The sequence below is a fragment of the Nostoc sp. 'Lobaria pulmonaria (5183) cyanobiont' genome, assembly GCF_002949795.1.
In the GTDB taxonomy this organism is placed as follows: domain Bacteria; phylum Cyanobacteriota; class Cyanobacteriia; order Cyanobacteriales; family Nostocaceae; genus Nostoc.
In genome coordinates this window covers 206,097-220,187 of sequence record NZ_CP026692.1, presented here as the reverse complement: position 1 = coordinate 220,187, position 14,091 = coordinate 206,097, and the positions used below count along the sequence as shown (strand labels likewise).

The following is a 14,091-nucleotide window of genomic DNA, read 5'->3' as shown; positions in this document are numbered from 1 at the left end:
GTTGGGGATGGCTACGCCATCTAAGGAAGCCCGATATTCAGACTTATCTCCTTGTCCCTAGTCCCCCATGCCCCATGCCCTATACCCCATGCCTTCTCTCTTTGTGATACCAGTCATACCACTGTTTAGCACTACGAACTGCAAACCAGAGCAGTATTAAAGCAATTACTCCTCCTTGCCAGGGAGCATCAAAGGCAAATAGTACTAGAGCAATGCACAAGGTATCTTGAAGGAAGACTGCCCACAACGGTAAGCCACGTAATCGATAGAACCAACCAATTTGGACGAGCTGGAGTACCAAAGCTAATAAACCTCCAATTATGGCAATCAGCCAGTTTGGGGTTGCTGTTGCTGTAGCTACTCCTAACCCCATAATTGCGCCTACAAGGGGAGACATGAATAACTGAATCACTTGAAGCAGTCTTTGCCCCCAGAGCTTTTTTGAGGCTAATAATTCAATTAATGACCAACTGGTGAGGCAACATAATAATATTGGTGGAGAAATGTGAGATAGAATTGGGACTTGTGACCACAAGTTGCTACCTTGCAATAATCCAATAATTAGCAAAGGTATACCTATTCTCATTCCTGCTGCCGCAGAGGCAGAAAGTGTGGCTAGGATTTCAATCATCTAAGCACTCGTAATATTAATAAATAAGTAAGTATTTGTTATGTATACTACCCAGTGCTGGCAATAATTCGAGCATTAAAGAGATTGCAATATTAAATGTTGTTTGTATCTTTATACAACAGAATTCAGGAGTCAGAATGGACTGCGCCCTGCTGCGCTAACAGAAGTAAAACAGGCTTTTTACCTGGCTTTAAGACTTAGCTTGCTACCTCACTAACTTTAAATTCGCTGTATATCTTTTTTGATGATATCTGCGTATTTTTGGGGTAATTTGCTTGTAGTAAGCGCTTAAAAGCCTACTACAAGCAAATTAATCCTAAATACCTAATCGTTGGTAAACTTCTTCTAAATGCCGCAGATGTTGCTGGGGGTCGAAACAAACCTCTAGTTCTGCTGAAGACAATTTTTGGGTAACACGCGGGTTTTTGCTAATCAAGTCTTGGAAGTTTCCTTGTGGCTGATTCCAAGCGGCGTGAGCGCTTTCTTGAACGATCGCATAAGCCTCTTCTCGGCTGCTTCCCTTGTCTATTAAAGCCAATAACACTTTTTGGCTGAACACAACGCCGCCGTAGCAGTTGAGATTGCGTTTCATGTTCTCAGGATAGACCAACAAGTTTTTGACCAAATCGGTTATTTCTGACAACATAAAGTGGGTCAAAGTGCAAGCATCTGGTAAAATTACCCGTTCTACAGAACTGTGGGAAATGTCTCGCTCATGCCATAAAGCAATGTTTTCTAAAGCTGCACCGGCATGACTTCTGACGAGTCGTGCCATTCCTGTCAGTCGTTCCGAACGGATGGGATTACGCTTGTGTGGCATTGCTGAGGAGCCTTTTTGACCTTTGGCGAAGAATTCTTCAACTTCCAAAACGTCTGTTTTTTGGAGATTGCGAATTTCTACAGCAAAGCGTTCAATGGTTGCTGCTACCAAAGCTAATTGTTGCACGTAGTCGGCGTGGCGATCGCGGGAAATAACTTGGGTTGAGGCCGTATCGGGTTCGAGTCCGAGTTTTTGACAAGCGATCGCTTCTACACGCGGTTCAATATTGGCATAAGTTCCCACTGCACCAGAAATTTTACCGACAGCGATCGTTTGACGGAGTATTCTCAGGCGTTCTTGGTGTCGCAACACTTCTGCTAACCAACCAGCTAGTTTAAAACCAAAAGTAATCGGTTCAGCGTGAATACCGTGCGATCGGCCAGCCATCACTGTATGACGATGTTCCCGTGCTTTTTGGCGAATTACTTGAATCAAATCTTCCAGACGTTGCAATAATATATCCAAACTGGCAACTAATTGCAGTGCTAAAGCTGTATCCAAGACATCCGAACTCGTTAAACCCAGGTGAATGTAGCGTCCGGCATCACCTACATATTCATTGACATTTGTCAAGAAAGCAATGACATCGTGGCGGACTACAGCCTCAATTTCCAGTACCCGCTTTGGATCAAAATCTGCCTTAGCCTTAATTTCCTCAACAGCTTCAGATGGAATGTAACCAAGTTCAGCTTGAGCCTCACAAACAGCAATTTCGACTTGCAGCCAAGTTTTTAGTTTATAGGCTTCACTCCACAGATTAGCCATTTCGGGCAAAGTATAACGCTCAATCACAGTTCGGCACAGAATACAACCGTCATATTTTACAGTTTAATTAATGTAGATCGCTTTTTAACGCTACTTTTTACTCAGGGACGGAAGCAGTTTTTGAATTCGACCTGATGATACTAATTCTGCCGTCAGCCTCTATCTACGCGAACTTCACATCAGCTAAATAATTCTACACCTTGCTGAGGTAACTTGCTCATCAACTCATCATTTGTAATTAACTCTCGTTGCAGATGGCGCTCAATCATCCGACCGTTTTTTACTAATAGCAGCGTTGGCGGATTCAGGAAACGTTGGAACTGGGGAAGTTTGTAACCCAACCAGTTCAGCAAATAACTCCAAAAAATCACTGTTCCTACCAGAATAGAGCCTTCAGTAATTGATGTGTAATTACTTGCAATAGCATTTTGAGCAGCTTCCGCAAATAGTACAACTACGAGTAAATCAGTAATTCCTAGTGTTCCTAATTGTCGGCTAGGAAGCAGACGTAGCACTGAGAACAGCGCTAATATAGACTAGTGAACCGCGGATAATCAACTCAAAGACGCTGATGTTATGAATAAAAATTGCTTACCAATTGATAAAAAACCATTTTTCCATTAGTACTGATTTTCTTCCTTTTTCAATATAATTCTGGAAAAAATCTAGTATAAAAATGAGTCAGAATTCAGAATTCGGAAGACTTTACTCATAAACTGTGGCAAAAATAACCAATTACCTGGACTGGATATTAGATATTTCAATATCTATCAGATTTATATTTGTAAATCTCCAGCAATCGAGCATTAAAATCGCTGATTTTTTCTTCTCTGTTTTAAGCGTTTAGGCTTCTTAAAATACTGAAATAAACGATTAATAAAGGGCTTTTTCTTATTCGATGCTTGTTCATTTGGAGCCTTGCCATTATACTTTGTGTTATCAGATATATGTACAGCATTTTTAGTCGGCACTATGCCGCTTCCATGCCTTCGGGAATAAACTTGAGTAAATTCTGCACCGAAGAAAAGAATCTGTGCCGCATAGTTAACCCAAGCTAAAATCACCACCAGTGAGCCAGCAGCACCATAGGTCGAACCAAAAGTGCCATTACCTAGATATTGTCCTAATAAAAATCTCCCAATAGAGAACAAAACTGAGGTGAGAGCAGCTCCGATTAAAACATCACTCCATGCAATTTTGACATCTGGTAGAACTTTAAAAATTAGTCCGAACAAGATTGTAGTTATTGCAAATGAGATGATGAAATTGGCAATCTGCCAGATGAAATCGAAACCTGGCAACAAGTTACTAAAATATGTTACTAATGTTGCTAATATCGTACTAATTACTAGAGAAACTAAAAGTAAAAAGCCAATCCCGATCACCATTGCAAAGGACAAAACGCGGAGGCGAATCATGTTATTTATGCCACGTCCAGGTTTGGGTTTCACTTCCCAAATCGTGTTCATGGCATCTTGCAACTCAGTAAATAAGCCTGTAGCACCCACTAGCAGAACTAGGACACTAATAATCGAAGCGATCGCTCCTGTTTTTGGTTTATTAGCATTTTGGATCGCTGTTTCGAGAAACTTTGCGCCATCTACCCCGACTAAACCTTGAATTTGCCCGACAATTTGACCTCTTGCCGCTTCCTCTCCAAATACTGCACCTGCGATCGCAATTACAATAATTAGCAATGGTGCAATGGAAAAAATCGTGTAATAAGCTAACGCCGCCGCTAACCGTGAGGCTTTATCGTCACTCCATTCTTTGAACGTCTCTTGTAATAACTTCCAAATTTCTTGCAAATTCATTCAATCAGTCTCCTTGTAGGGGATGTTGCTTAGTCCCTGATATATTGGATACTGATTTCCTGAGTTGCGACATCCTCCCAAGGATATTTGTGAAGCGTTCTAGAGGAGGAATTTAGCAAAATCGGTAATTTCCTTGACGAGAATATCTATAAATAATTTGCTTTTTGGTAGACAATAGGTAGCGCGATCGCTTTAGCATATAAAATGCAGTGGCAGCGATCGCATAATATCTTGATTGATTCTGCTAATATCGTTTCGCTAAAATTCGGGGTTTGTTCATCGGTTAGCTATTTAAAGCATCAGACTGAAAATTTATACTTACTCATATAACGGTTCTGATTCAGTAACCAATTCTCCTGCCTGTTCTAAATTACGTAGGGTGTTTAATGATAGAAAACCAAAGCCGACTTTAGAAGCAATATCTAGTAGCGTATAACCCATTGTTTCCCCACCTTGACCAAAAGCGTTAAACCCTTCTGGACTAAGAATCCACACAATCGGATAGAGTGTCCACAGCACTAAATGCACAGTTATCAGCTTGCGGAATGCTTGCTTTGATCTGGGATGTTTGCGTTCTGCTTCGATCCGGTAGGGCTTCACTAATAAGTAGAAAACCGCCAGGTAAGCACTGCAACTAACAATATACCAGATGTAGCTGATCGGCTTGGGTGTAACTGTGGCTAGGAAGCCAGTGGCAAGCATATAGGCGTTTGCTCCTAACAAGCTACCTGTAATCAGTAAGCTCGTTCTTCCCAAGAAAGTCAGATCCAACAACAACAGCGGCGTTGAGCAAAACCAAGTCACAAATCGCACCCAATAAGTTGGACGATCGTTGATGATGTTAACTCCTTGACCGAGTGCCATTGCTAAGTACAGCCCACTAGCAATCAAGCAGATGAAAAAATTAAGTGTATACAGTACTTTCCAGCGTTCATTTTTACCATTGTGTGCGCCTACTCCGAAAAAAGCACAACCCACTGCCATACTGATGACACCAATCCACAGCCAAGTTTGAACCATAAATATTTTCCGGCTTTTTGGTAACTATTAATGATAAATGGTTAATCAGAACTTTCTACTAGTTAACCTTATTAATTTTTGCTTGCATAGAAACTATTGTTTGTATTTATTATGCCAGTCTTAATCATTAAAAAAATGTTTCTTAATGGAGATTTTAGATTAATAAAAAGTCTGTAAAAATCTGATTTAAATACAATCATAAATTAGACTTGAGTAGCTTGGACTTTAGTACAGCACAAGCAGTATTCTTGAAACCCTTCTCTCTAGGTAAGACTCATAGCGTGAGGCTAATTCTTACTCTCATTCAGCAACGCCGAAAAATTTTACTGCATTCTATCTATCGTGCGATATTGAATCGCCTCAGCTATCTAGCTGGTTTTGAGCTTTTCTTCTGCCGCTCAATCTGCAATAGTCTGCCCTACTTTGAAAATGCGATGTCTACGACGGGCTACGCCTACGCGCCAATTGGCGATAATAAAGATGCGCTGATGTTGATAATATAACAAAGCAACTGTTAACTAAAAGCAATGACACAGACGGCAGCAATTACAGAAGCAATTACCACTCTTGAGGATGCAGAAAATCGATTCGGTTTTGTCCGTGTTGAAGACGAGGAGTTTTTCTTAGAGTGGTATGAGGGATTGTCTGAAATTACGGAAGCAGAAAAAGCCTCTGTGGATGTCGTGCGGCGCAGGTATCTCTATCACCGTGCCGGAGGTGATTTACTAGAAGGGACAGTCATATTGTTGTTGGTGTCACCAATACTTGCACTCTCCGGATTTTATGATCCTCCTTTCAGAATTAAGGCTGAATCATCCGTGGAATTAGTGCTGGATGATGGCGAGGAGATACTGCGCGGACGGATTGACGTTTTAGTGTTACAAGAGCAGTTCTGGGTGATGGTGTTGGAGTCGAAAAAAACCACGCTCTCAGTTTGGTCGGCTGTACCGCAAGCCCTAGCTTATATGATGGCTAACCCCAACCCCAGTAAACCTGTGTTTGGGATGGTAACGAATGGAGACGATATCTTATTTGTCAAAGTGACACAAAAAAATACACCACAGTACGATTTGTCAAGAGTCTTTGCTCCGTTTGCATCCGTGAGAGAACTGTACGCCGTTTTGCAAATTCTTAAGCGTATTGGTCAGTTAATTTCTTCTACGTCTTAGAGTTGTTTGAAATTACCTAAAAATAGCTATTACTACTGCATTCTGTCGATTGTGCGATACTGAATTGCTTCCGCTACATGATTAGTTTTTAACTCATCTTCTCCAGCTAAATCTGCAATAGTTCGTGCTACTTTGAGAATGCGATCGCTTGCTCTTGCCGATAAGCCTAATTTTCTAATTGCTGCTTCTAATAAATTGCGGCTAGCATCATCTAACTTGCACCATTTCTGGAGATGACTACTTTGCAAATGGGCATTGCAACGCAGATTTGCTTCTCCTTGAAAACGGGTAATTGCGCGATCGCTTGCTTGTTGCACTCGTTCGCGTACTGATATTGATGTTTCTCCCGTAGGTTGTTGGGTAATTTCTTCTGGTTTCAAGCGATTCACTGCAACTTGTAAATCAATTCGATCCATCAACGGCCCAGAAAGCTTTGCCCAATATTGCTCGCGTTGACGGGGAGAACAAGTACATTGTTGGATGGTATCGCCATAGTAACCGCATGGACAAGGATTAGTACTCGCCACCAAAGTAAACTGTGCAGGAAACATTACCGATAATTTGGTGCGGGAAATTGTCACGTAGCCATCTTCTAGAGGTTGGCGCAGAAATTCTAAAACATCTCGTTTAAATTCCGTGAGTTCATCAAGGAACAGCACACCTCTGTGAGATAATGAGATTTCTCCAGGACGAGGGAAACTACCGCCACCCACCAGAGAAGGCCCAGATGCCGAGTGGTGGGGACTGCGAAAAGGGCGATCGCGTACCAATGTACCACGATTTTTCAATAAACCAGCTACCGAATGAATGCGAGTCACTTCCAAAGATTCAGCAAAACTCAACGGCGGTAAAATTCCCGGTAAGCGCCTTGCTAGCATAGTCTTCCCACTACCAGGCGGCCCGACAAAAATGAGATTATGCCCACCAGCCGCAGCAATTTCTAAAGCACGACGCGCATGAGCTTGTCCTTTGACATCATGCAAATCTGCGCCAGGGTAGGATACTGTTGTTGTCTGTGTTGTACTATCTATCTGCACAGGTTTGTAACGCCCCGGATTATTTAAAAAATCCACCACCTCAGACAGATGTTTGCAGCCGTAAACAGCCAAATCTTCAACTACTGCTGCTTCTTGGGCATTATCAGCAGGGAGAACTAAACCTGCAATTCCCATCTTTTGGGCTGCTGCTGCGATCGGTAATACACCAGCTACGGGACGCAAACTGCCATCCAAAGAGACTTCACCCAAAAATAGATAATCCCCCAACAAATCAGCGCTAACTTGCTCAGAAGCCGCCAAAATTCCCACACTAATAGGCAAATCGAAACAGGGGCCTTCTTTGCGTAAATCTGCCGGAGTTAAATTAATTACTATCTTTCGCATCGGAAAGGCAAAGCCAGTATTTTTCAGAGTTGCTTTGACTCTTTCTCTTGATTCTTGAATCGCTGAATCTGGCAGTCCCAAAACAACTATTCCCGGTAATCCCCCTGACACATCGACTTCCACCCCTACTTTGACGGCATCGATGCCCACAATTGATGCACTCCAGACTCTAGCAAGCATTGCTTATATAACAGTAAACCTTTAGAATCTCTAGCAGATAAGTTGGTAGATTGGCATTAGTGAAACCACATAGACGATTTTTCGGAATTACAGCAGTTTTCATCCACATCTGTCGTCAGGTAGCACAGTTGTGCACCCCTACAACTATCTTTTGTGGAGTGCAGAGAAGTCCTTTACAGCAATTTAAGAGGTAAGATAACTATTGGAAAAATTATTAAGAATATCAAATATTATTGATAATTGCACTGAACGCATTGGTCGATTTACCAGTTGGCTAGTACTAGTAACGATCGTACATTGATTATCGGAGATGTTTATTTACTTTACTAGTATCAATCGAATCACTGCAAAGCCGTAGTGTTCGCCCTAAATACGGTTCGGTTAAGCCTGAAACCAGGTAGACTGAGGGTTGTCACCCAAGTATACTGATGTTGAATGCAACTCAAAGAATTCTCACTAATTACACCAGCAATTGAATCAGGTACAGTACTAAAAGCTTTAGAAACAGCCATCCCAGCAGAGGTAATCTCCCAAGCGATCGCAGACACACAAAGTAATGAGGAACGGAAGCGAGCTTTACAAACACTCACTTTCTCCATAATTAACACCGCTTAGAACTTAACCGAACCGTATTGACACCAATGGGCAATGCCATGCCCTTACTGGAGTTAGGTCATTTGCTATTTTGGCGTACGCATTTGCTATTTTGGCGTATGCATTTGCTATTTTGGCGTACGCATTTGCTATTTTGGCGTATGCATTTGCTATTTTGGCGTACGCATTTGTTATTTCGGCGATCGCATTTGCTATTTTGGCGTACGCATTTGCTATTTTGGCGTACGCATTTGTTATTTTGGCGTACGCATTTGCTATTTTGGCGTATGCATTTGCTATTTTGGCGTACGCATTTGTTATTTTGGCGTACGCATTTGCTACCAAAAGCTTAATTGGGCATTAAACTTGTTTGCTACCTTTGGTAAGGTTCGCTACCACTTTCACCAACTCTTCTGGCTCAATTGGCTTGGATACATGAACTTGGAATCCAGCTTGCAGAGCGAGCTTGTGTTCTTCATCTCTAGCAAATGCCGTTAGTGCTACAGCTGGAATCTTCTCCCCTTGCTCTGCTTCCTGTGCCCGCACTTTCCGAATCAGGGAATAACCATCCTCATCTGGCATTCCAATATCACTGATTAAAACATCTGGTTTTAATCGTCCTAGTGCTTCCAGGGCTTCACCTACTGAGTTAACCGCCGTCACCTGCGCTCCAGACTGTTCAAGAATGAAAGCAATTAACTCACGCGTATCGGCATTGTCATCGACAACGAGTATTTGCAAGCCGTTGAGTACTGAGAAGTTATCGACTTTTACTTCACTCTCTTTAATTAAAAGCTCTGGTTGTGGTTCTACTAGAGGCAATAACACTGTAAATATTGCTCCTTGTTCTTCCCCTTCGCTAACTGCGTAGACTGTGCCTGAGTGCATTTCTACTAAGTGGTGTACAATTGCTAGCCCCAACCCCAAACCATTGTCTGCTCTAGTAGTTGTGCTATCAGCTTGACGGAAGCGCTCAAAGATATAAGGTAGAAAGTCAGCATCAATTCCCTTACCTGTGTCAGAGACAGTTATCTGAGCATTTGAGTTTACCTGTTTTAGATATACTTCAACTCGCCCTCCGTTAGGTGTGAACTTGACGGCATTAGAAAGCAAATTCCAGACAACTTGTTGCAGGCGTTCTGTATCACCCATAACTTCACCAACTGAGGAGTCAAGATGAAATTCAACTTGAATATTCTTAATTTCAGATGTGGGATGTACAGCTTCAATTGCCGCCTGAATTACAGCCGCAAGGCCAACTTTACGAATATTTAGGCGAATTTGACCTTGTACAATCCGCGAGACATCCAGGATATCTTCAATCAGTTTTCTTTGAAGTTTGGCATTCCGCTCGATTGTCTCCAATGCCTTAGAAATAGTTGCTTCGTCCCATTTTCGAGTACGTATTAGTTGAACCCAACCCAGCATAGAATTGAGAGGTGTACGAAGTTCGTGGGAAACGATCGCTAAAAACTCTTCTTTGATGCGGTTAGCTTCTTGGGCTTGCTGATAAAGCTGGGCATTTTCAATGGCGAATGCTGCTCGTTGAGCAAGTTCTTCAGCCATTTCTAGGTCTACAGTAGTGTAATGGCGTTCTGGTTGTGTAGACGCAAATAGAATTGTCCCCAGCTTGCGTTCGCGTACTAACAGTGGTACTACCATCTGAGACTTAACTTGGAGTTGGCGCAGCAGACTGAAGTGTTCCTCGTCCGAGGACTTTCTCTTTAATGAAGACTCCACAATCTTTGTAACCAGTTCCGGCTTACCAGTCCGTAAAACTTTCGCCGGTCCATAATCAGCATCAATAGAAATTGGATAGCGTTGTTGGAGTTCTCGGATCAGTGCTTCCTTTGCTGGTTCTGATGCAGCGATAACTGGGTTAGTGAAGATTGCCAAATTCTTTTCGACGACATCCACAATACACCAATCGGCAAGGGTAGGTACTGCTAATTGCGCGACGCTGCTTAGGGTAGTGCGATAATCCAAGGAAGATACTAATACACGACTTGCTTCAGCCAAAAAATTAGAGCGCTTCTCTGCCGCTTGGGCTGCAATTCGCGCGGCTTGCTCATTGGCAAATAACTGCTGGCGCTGCAACTCCAAATGCCTACGCTGACTAATGTCACGCATTAGCCAGCGCAGAGCAACTGGCTGACCTTTTTCGTTACGAACCGTAACTACTGTCAAAGCAACATCAAAACAGGTTTTTTCTCGTGGTTGTAAACACACTTCCCATTCCCCGCCCCGGTCGAGCTGCTGCAACTGAGTTAGGTAATTAAAAAAAGCTTGATGATCTGACTGGGCGATGAAAGTAAGTAGCGGTTTGCCAATCAAAAATCGCTTTAAAACATTGATGTGTATGGTAGCAGCAAGGTTAGCTTCTAAGATAGTGCCGAATGTATCAGTTACCAAGTAACCATCAGGCGCAAAATCAAATAACTCTTGGTAGCGCTGACGCTCCTTCTCTACTACGATTCGTGTTGCTTGTAGTTCTTCGGAGGCGATTTTTAGTTCTTCTAAAGTGATTTGAAGTTCTTCAAAAGCTTCTGCTGTTAGCTCTTGTTCTGAATACATCTCACTTGCAGGTTTTTGCAGTAATCCCGTCACCCGTGAGCGTAATGTCTCTACTTGTTGACTAAAATCGTCTACATCCATGTTGCTCACTTTGCAAAAACTAAAAAGCGCACGTTAGATAAAATATTAGGCAAATATAAACCTAGATGTACGCTAAAGGCTGATCTCAAAATTCTGACTCAAAAGATAGAGGTTTGTCTTGCCAAGGCGAGTTCTAGAAAGTGAATTATACACAATATATCTGTTTCAACCTCTGACTCTATATTTTAAAACAAAAGAATTCATCAATAAATCCACCTAGAGTATTGTATAGCAATAAACATAATAGGTAGATTTAAGCAAATGTTTTTATAGCTTAAGGAGCATCTGATGGTTACAACAACAGTAGCAGGGCAATAAGTCAAAATTGGCACAACTAAGTTGCTAATTACAGCAGAATTCAAGTATTTAAACCACATCTGTTGTAGGGGTGCAAGGCCTTGCGCCCCTACCGCGTGGTCTATTTACCTGAAAATAGCTGTAACAATGAGTGGGTAAATATTGTAAGCGATGTCTACGACGGGCTACGCCTACGCGTGAAACAATCAACCCTACTACAGGCAAAGTAATCTATCTCCCCAATCCCCTTAAACCTGAAAAAAATTGGTTTCATGGGGGTAACGAACATGATATTTGATACAACGCGGGCATGATAAATAGATTTACACACAACCCTAAGAAAATTCTGATGATAAATGCGATCGCTACTAGATTTCGCCAACTGATGGCTGGGAAAAACAGCCCAATTGGCAGATATGACTCAAAAAACAAAATCAAGCTTTCCTTAGCACTGTATACCTGCATAGGATTAGTAGGTGGAATTCTGGCATTGTTATTAATCGCGTCCCCAGGAGTAGCGCAAAAACCACAACCCCAACAACCGTTATTAGTAGCTACACGAGTTATACCGCCCTTTGTGATGCCAGACAAAGGTGAGCTATCAGGATTCAGTATCGACCTCTGGCGCAGCATCGCTAACCAAATAGGTGTAGAGTCTAAATTTATTGAATATTCCTCTGTGCCGGAACTGCTTTCTGCTATTAAGGACAACAAAGCTAATTTGGGGATTTCAGCCATCTCGATTACAGCCGAACGCGAGCAGAATTTTGATTTCTCATTACCCATTTTTACTGGGGGGCTGCAAATTATGGTGAGAAACGCAGAGAGCAACAAAAGTGCCTTCCCAAATCTTTTGCAATTATTTTTCTCTGCTAGTCTTTTGCAGGTAATAGGCATTGCTTTGGTGCTAATTGTCGTAGCAGCCCACATTGTTTGGTTATCTGAGCGCCATCATAAAGATGGGATGATTTCTCAATCATACTTTCCTGGAATTTTCAAAGCCTGTTGGTGGGCAGCTGCCACATTAGCAACCCAAGCTGATGAAATGCCTAAGGGAGTATTAGGACGCCTAATAGCTATAGTCTGGATGTTCATTGGAGTACTTTTCGTTGCTTACTTTACAGCCAGCGCTACTACTTCATTGACAGTACAACAGCTTCAGGGCGATATCAGGAGTATAGACGATTTATCCGGCAAGGTAGTGGCTACAACTACGGGGAGTACAGCGGCCACATACCTGCGAGAACATAACATTTCAATTCTAGAAGTTACCAAAATTGAGCAAGCTTACAATGCTCTGCAAACAAAAAAAGCTGATGCTGTGGTGTTTGATGCGCCTGTACTCCTCTTCTATACTGCCAATGAAGGCAAAGGGAAGGTAGAGATTGTTGGCAGTATCTTCCGTGAAGAAAGCTACGGCATCATTCTGCCCAATAACAGTCCCTACCGTAAACCAATTAATCAAGCTCTGCTGAGTCTCAAAGAAAATGGCACTTATCAATTGCTATATGATAAGTGGTTCAGTGCTGAAAAATCTTGAAGAAGGGACTGGGGAATGGAGAATGGAGAGTAGGAAGTTTGAGCCTTTGAACCTGAAAGTTGAGCCTTTGAGCCTGAAGCTTGAGCCTTTGAGCCTGAAGCTTGAGCCTTTGAGCCTGAAGCTTGAGCCTTTGAGCCTGAAGCTTGAGCCTTTGAACCTGAAAGTTGCACCTTTGAACCTGAAAGTTGAGCCTTTGAGCCTGAAGCTTGAGCCTTTGAGCCTGAAGCTTGAGCCTTTGAACCTGAAAGTTGCACCTTTGAACCTGAAAGTTGCGCCTTTGAGCCTGAAAGTTGCACCTTTGAACCTAAAGCTTTAAGTTCTAAGCCTCCCCAATCTCCAATCCCCAATCCCTACTCCCCACTCCCTTCTTTCGCAAGTTGAGCTTTTGCCTGTTGCCACAAGTTTTCTAACTCATTCAAACTGTAATCAGAAAGGGGACGGTCAACAACCGCCTCCATTTTTTCTAATCGCTGGACAAAGCGCTGATTTGTGCCTTGCAAAGCGGTGCTGGGGTCAAGATTATGCCAACGCGCTAGCTGAATAACTGCAAATAGTAAATCGCCTAATTCTGCTTGTTGTCGTTCGGGTGTTTCCTCAGCTAAAGCCTGCTGAAACTCTCCCAACTCCTCATGAAACTTATCCCAGACGCCCTGAATATTTTCCCATTCAAACCCGATCGCCGCAGCCTTTTGAGAAATTTTCATCGCCGCCGTCAGTGGGGGAAGAGTACGCCCATAACGAGCGAGTTTAGCACTAAATTTTTGCGCCTCTGGAGATGCTTCGCCCTTTTCCGCAGCTTTGATTTGTTCCCAATTTTGCCGCACCTCATCCACACTGGCAACCGACACATCACCAAACACATGAGGATGACGGCGAATCAACTTTTGAGAAATCCCCTGAGTTATTTCCTTGAGAGAAAATTGCCCAGATTCGCTAGCGATTTGGGCTTGTAATACCACCTGTAATAATAAATCGCCTAACTCCTCAGCGATCGCATCCTTATCCCCACTCTTAATCGCATCCACCACCTCATAAGCTTCCTCAATCACGAATGGAGTCAGCGTTTCGGCAGTTTGAGCCAAATCCCAAGGACAACCACCATCAGGCGATCGCAATTTCGCCACCACCTCAATCAACTCTTGCAACGCCGCCAAACTATCATTTTGATTTTCCATACCTCTGCGTACCTCTGCGCTTCCCTTAGCTACCTAAAGCGTTTAAAAA

The 14,091-nt window shown here is 42.7% G+C and carries 12 protein-coding genes and 1 pseudogene; 4 read left to right on the top strand and 9 right to left on the bottom strand.

Annotation, left to right across the window (positions count from 1 at the left end; genetic code table 11):
* Positions 1-79 precede the first annotated feature (79 nt).
* The 5 genes and pseudogenes from NLP_RS00960 to NLP_RS00940 all read right to left on the bottom strand — a co-directional run bounded on the left by NLP_RS00960 (position 80) and on the right by NLP_RS00940 (position 5,050).
* A complete protein-coding gene (locus NLP_RS00960; protein ID WP_104904752.1) occupies positions 80-631 on the bottom strand; it encodes a DUF4126 domain-containing protein in 552 nt (183 codons plus the stop codon).
* A gap of 316 nt (positions 632-947) precedes the next feature.
* A complete protein-coding gene (gene purB, locus NLP_RS00955) occupies positions 948-2,243 on the bottom strand; it encodes an adenylosuccinate lyase (protein ID WP_104904751.1) in 1,296 nt (431 codons plus the stop codon).
* Positions 2,244-2,313: 70 nt separating this feature from the next.
* Positions 2,314-2,804, bottom strand: a pseudogene (locus NLP_RS00950) (DUF421 domain-containing protein).
* Between the two features lie 218 nt (positions 2,805-3,022).
* A complete protein-coding gene (locus NLP_RS00945) occupies positions 3,023-4,030 on the bottom strand; it encodes a YihY/virulence factor BrkB family protein (protein WP_104904750.1) in 1,008 nt (335 codons plus the stop codon).
* A gap of 318 nt (positions 4,031-4,348) precedes the next feature.
* Complete coding sequence (locus NLP_RS00940; protein ID WP_104904749.1) at positions 4,349-5,050, bottom strand: bacteriorhodopsin; 702 nt, start codon at positions 5,048-5,050, stop codon at positions 4,349-4,351.
* Positions 5,051-5,268: 218 nt separating this feature from the next.
* Here NLP_RS00940 and NLP_RS32635 point away from each other — a divergent pair, with 218 nt between their 5' ends.
* Both NLP_RS32635 and NLP_RS00935 read left to right on the top strand, forming a co-directional pair.
* A complete protein-coding gene (locus tag NLP_RS32635) occupies positions 5,269-5,553 on the top strand; it encodes a hypothetical protein (RefSeq protein ID WP_234017152.1) in 285 nt (94 codons plus the stop codon).
* Between the two features lie 24 nt (positions 5,554-5,577).
* Positions 5,578-6,219: a type I restriction endonuclease gene (locus NLP_RS00935; protein ID WP_104904748.1), complete on the top strand. Its 642-nt coding sequence runs from the start codon at positions 5,578-5,580 to the stop codon at positions 6,217-6,219.
* A 32-nt stretch (positions 6,220-6,251) separates the two neighbouring features.
* Here NLP_RS00935 and NLP_RS00930 read toward each other — a convergent pair whose 3' ends face one another.
* The gene (locus tag NLP_RS00930) at positions 6,252-7,781 is read right to left on the bottom strand and encodes a YifB family Mg chelatase-like AAA ATPase (protein WP_104904747.1); all 1,530 of its coding nucleotides are present in this window, start codon (positions 7,779-7,781) and stop codon (positions 6,252-6,254) included.
* 435 nt (positions 7,782-8,216) lie between these two features.
* Between NLP_RS00930 and NLP_RS00920 the strand changes: the two genes are divergently transcribed.
* Complete coding sequence (locus tag NLP_RS00920; protein ID WP_104904746.1) at positions 8,217-8,396, top strand: hypothetical protein; 180 nt, start codon at positions 8,217-8,219, stop codon at positions 8,394-8,396.
* A gap of 339 nt (positions 8,397-8,735) precedes the next feature.
* On the opposite strand, the gene NLP_RS00910 is transcribed toward NLP_RS00920, so the two are convergent.
* Positions 8,736-11,030, bottom strand: coding sequence for a PAS domain-containing hybrid sensor histidine kinase/response regulator (locus NLP_RS00910; protein WP_104904744.1), 2,295 nt, complete (start codon positions 11,028-11,030; stop codon positions 8,736-8,738).
* Positions 11,031-11,676: 646 nt separating this feature from the next.
* Between NLP_RS00910 and NLP_RS00905 the strand changes: the two genes are divergently transcribed.
* Positions 11,677-12,867, top strand: coding sequence for a transporter substrate-binding domain-containing protein (locus tag NLP_RS00905; protein ID WP_104904743.1), 1,191 nt, complete (start codon positions 11,677-11,679; stop codon positions 12,865-12,867).
* Here the strand turns inward: NLP_RS00905 and NLP_RS35915 are convergent.
* Together NLP_RS35915 and mazG are read right to left on the bottom strand one after the other, a co-directional pair.
* Positions 12,825-13,121 (bottom strand): hypothetical protein, encoded by a 297-nt coding sequence (locus NLP_RS35915; protein ID WP_442946654.1) that lies wholly within the window; start codon positions 13,119-13,121, stop codon positions 12,825-12,827. The two genes, NLP_RS00905 and NLP_RS35915, sit on opposite strands and share 43 nt — an antisense overlap.
* Before the next feature lie 96 nt (positions 13,122-13,217).
* On the bottom strand, positions 13,218-14,042 hold the full coding sequence (gene mazG, locus NLP_RS00895) for a nucleoside triphosphate pyrophosphohydrolase (RefSeq protein WP_104904742.1): 825 nt from the start codon (positions 14,040-14,042) through the stop codon (positions 13,218-13,220).
* Positions 14,043-14,091 lie beyond the last annotated feature (49 nt).

Bases quoted from the DNA above. Each gene is read 5' to 3' on its own strand.
- NLP_RS00930 (WP_104904747.1), bottom strand. From the start codon at position 7,781: ATGCTTGCTAGAGTCTGGAGTGCATCAATTGTGGGCATCGATGCCGTC.
- NLP_RS00945 (WP_104904750.1), bottom strand. From the start codon at position 4,030: ATGAATTTGCAAGAAATTTGGAAGTTATTACAAGAGACGTTCAAAGAA.
- NLP_RS00920 (WP_104904746.1), top strand. From the start codon at position 8,217: ATGCAACTCAAAGAATTCTCACTAATTACACCAGCAATTGAATCAGGT.
- NLP_RS00905 (WP_104904743.1), top strand. From the start codon at position 11,677: ATGATAAATGCGATCGCTACTAGATTTCGCCAACTGATGGCTGGGAAA.
- mazG (WP_104904742.1), bottom strand. From the start codon at position 14,042: ATGGAAAATCAAAATGATAGTTTGGCGGCGTTGCAAGAGTTGATTGAG.
- NLP_RS00960 (WP_104904752.1), bottom strand. From the start codon at position 631: ATGATTGAAATCCTAGCCACACTTTCTGCCTCTGCGGCAGCAGGAATG.
- NLP_RS00940 (WP_104904749.1), bottom strand. From the start codon at position 5,050: ATGGTTCAAACTTGGCTGTGGATTGGTGTCATCAGTATGGCAGTGGGT.
- NLP_RS00935 (WP_104904748.1), top strand. From the start codon at position 5,578: ATGACACAGACGGCAGCAATTACAGAAGCAATTACCACTCTTGAGGAT.
- NLP_RS00910 (WP_104904744.1), bottom strand. From the start codon at position 11,030: ATGGATGTAGACGATTTTAGTCAACAAGTAGAGACATTACGCTCACGG.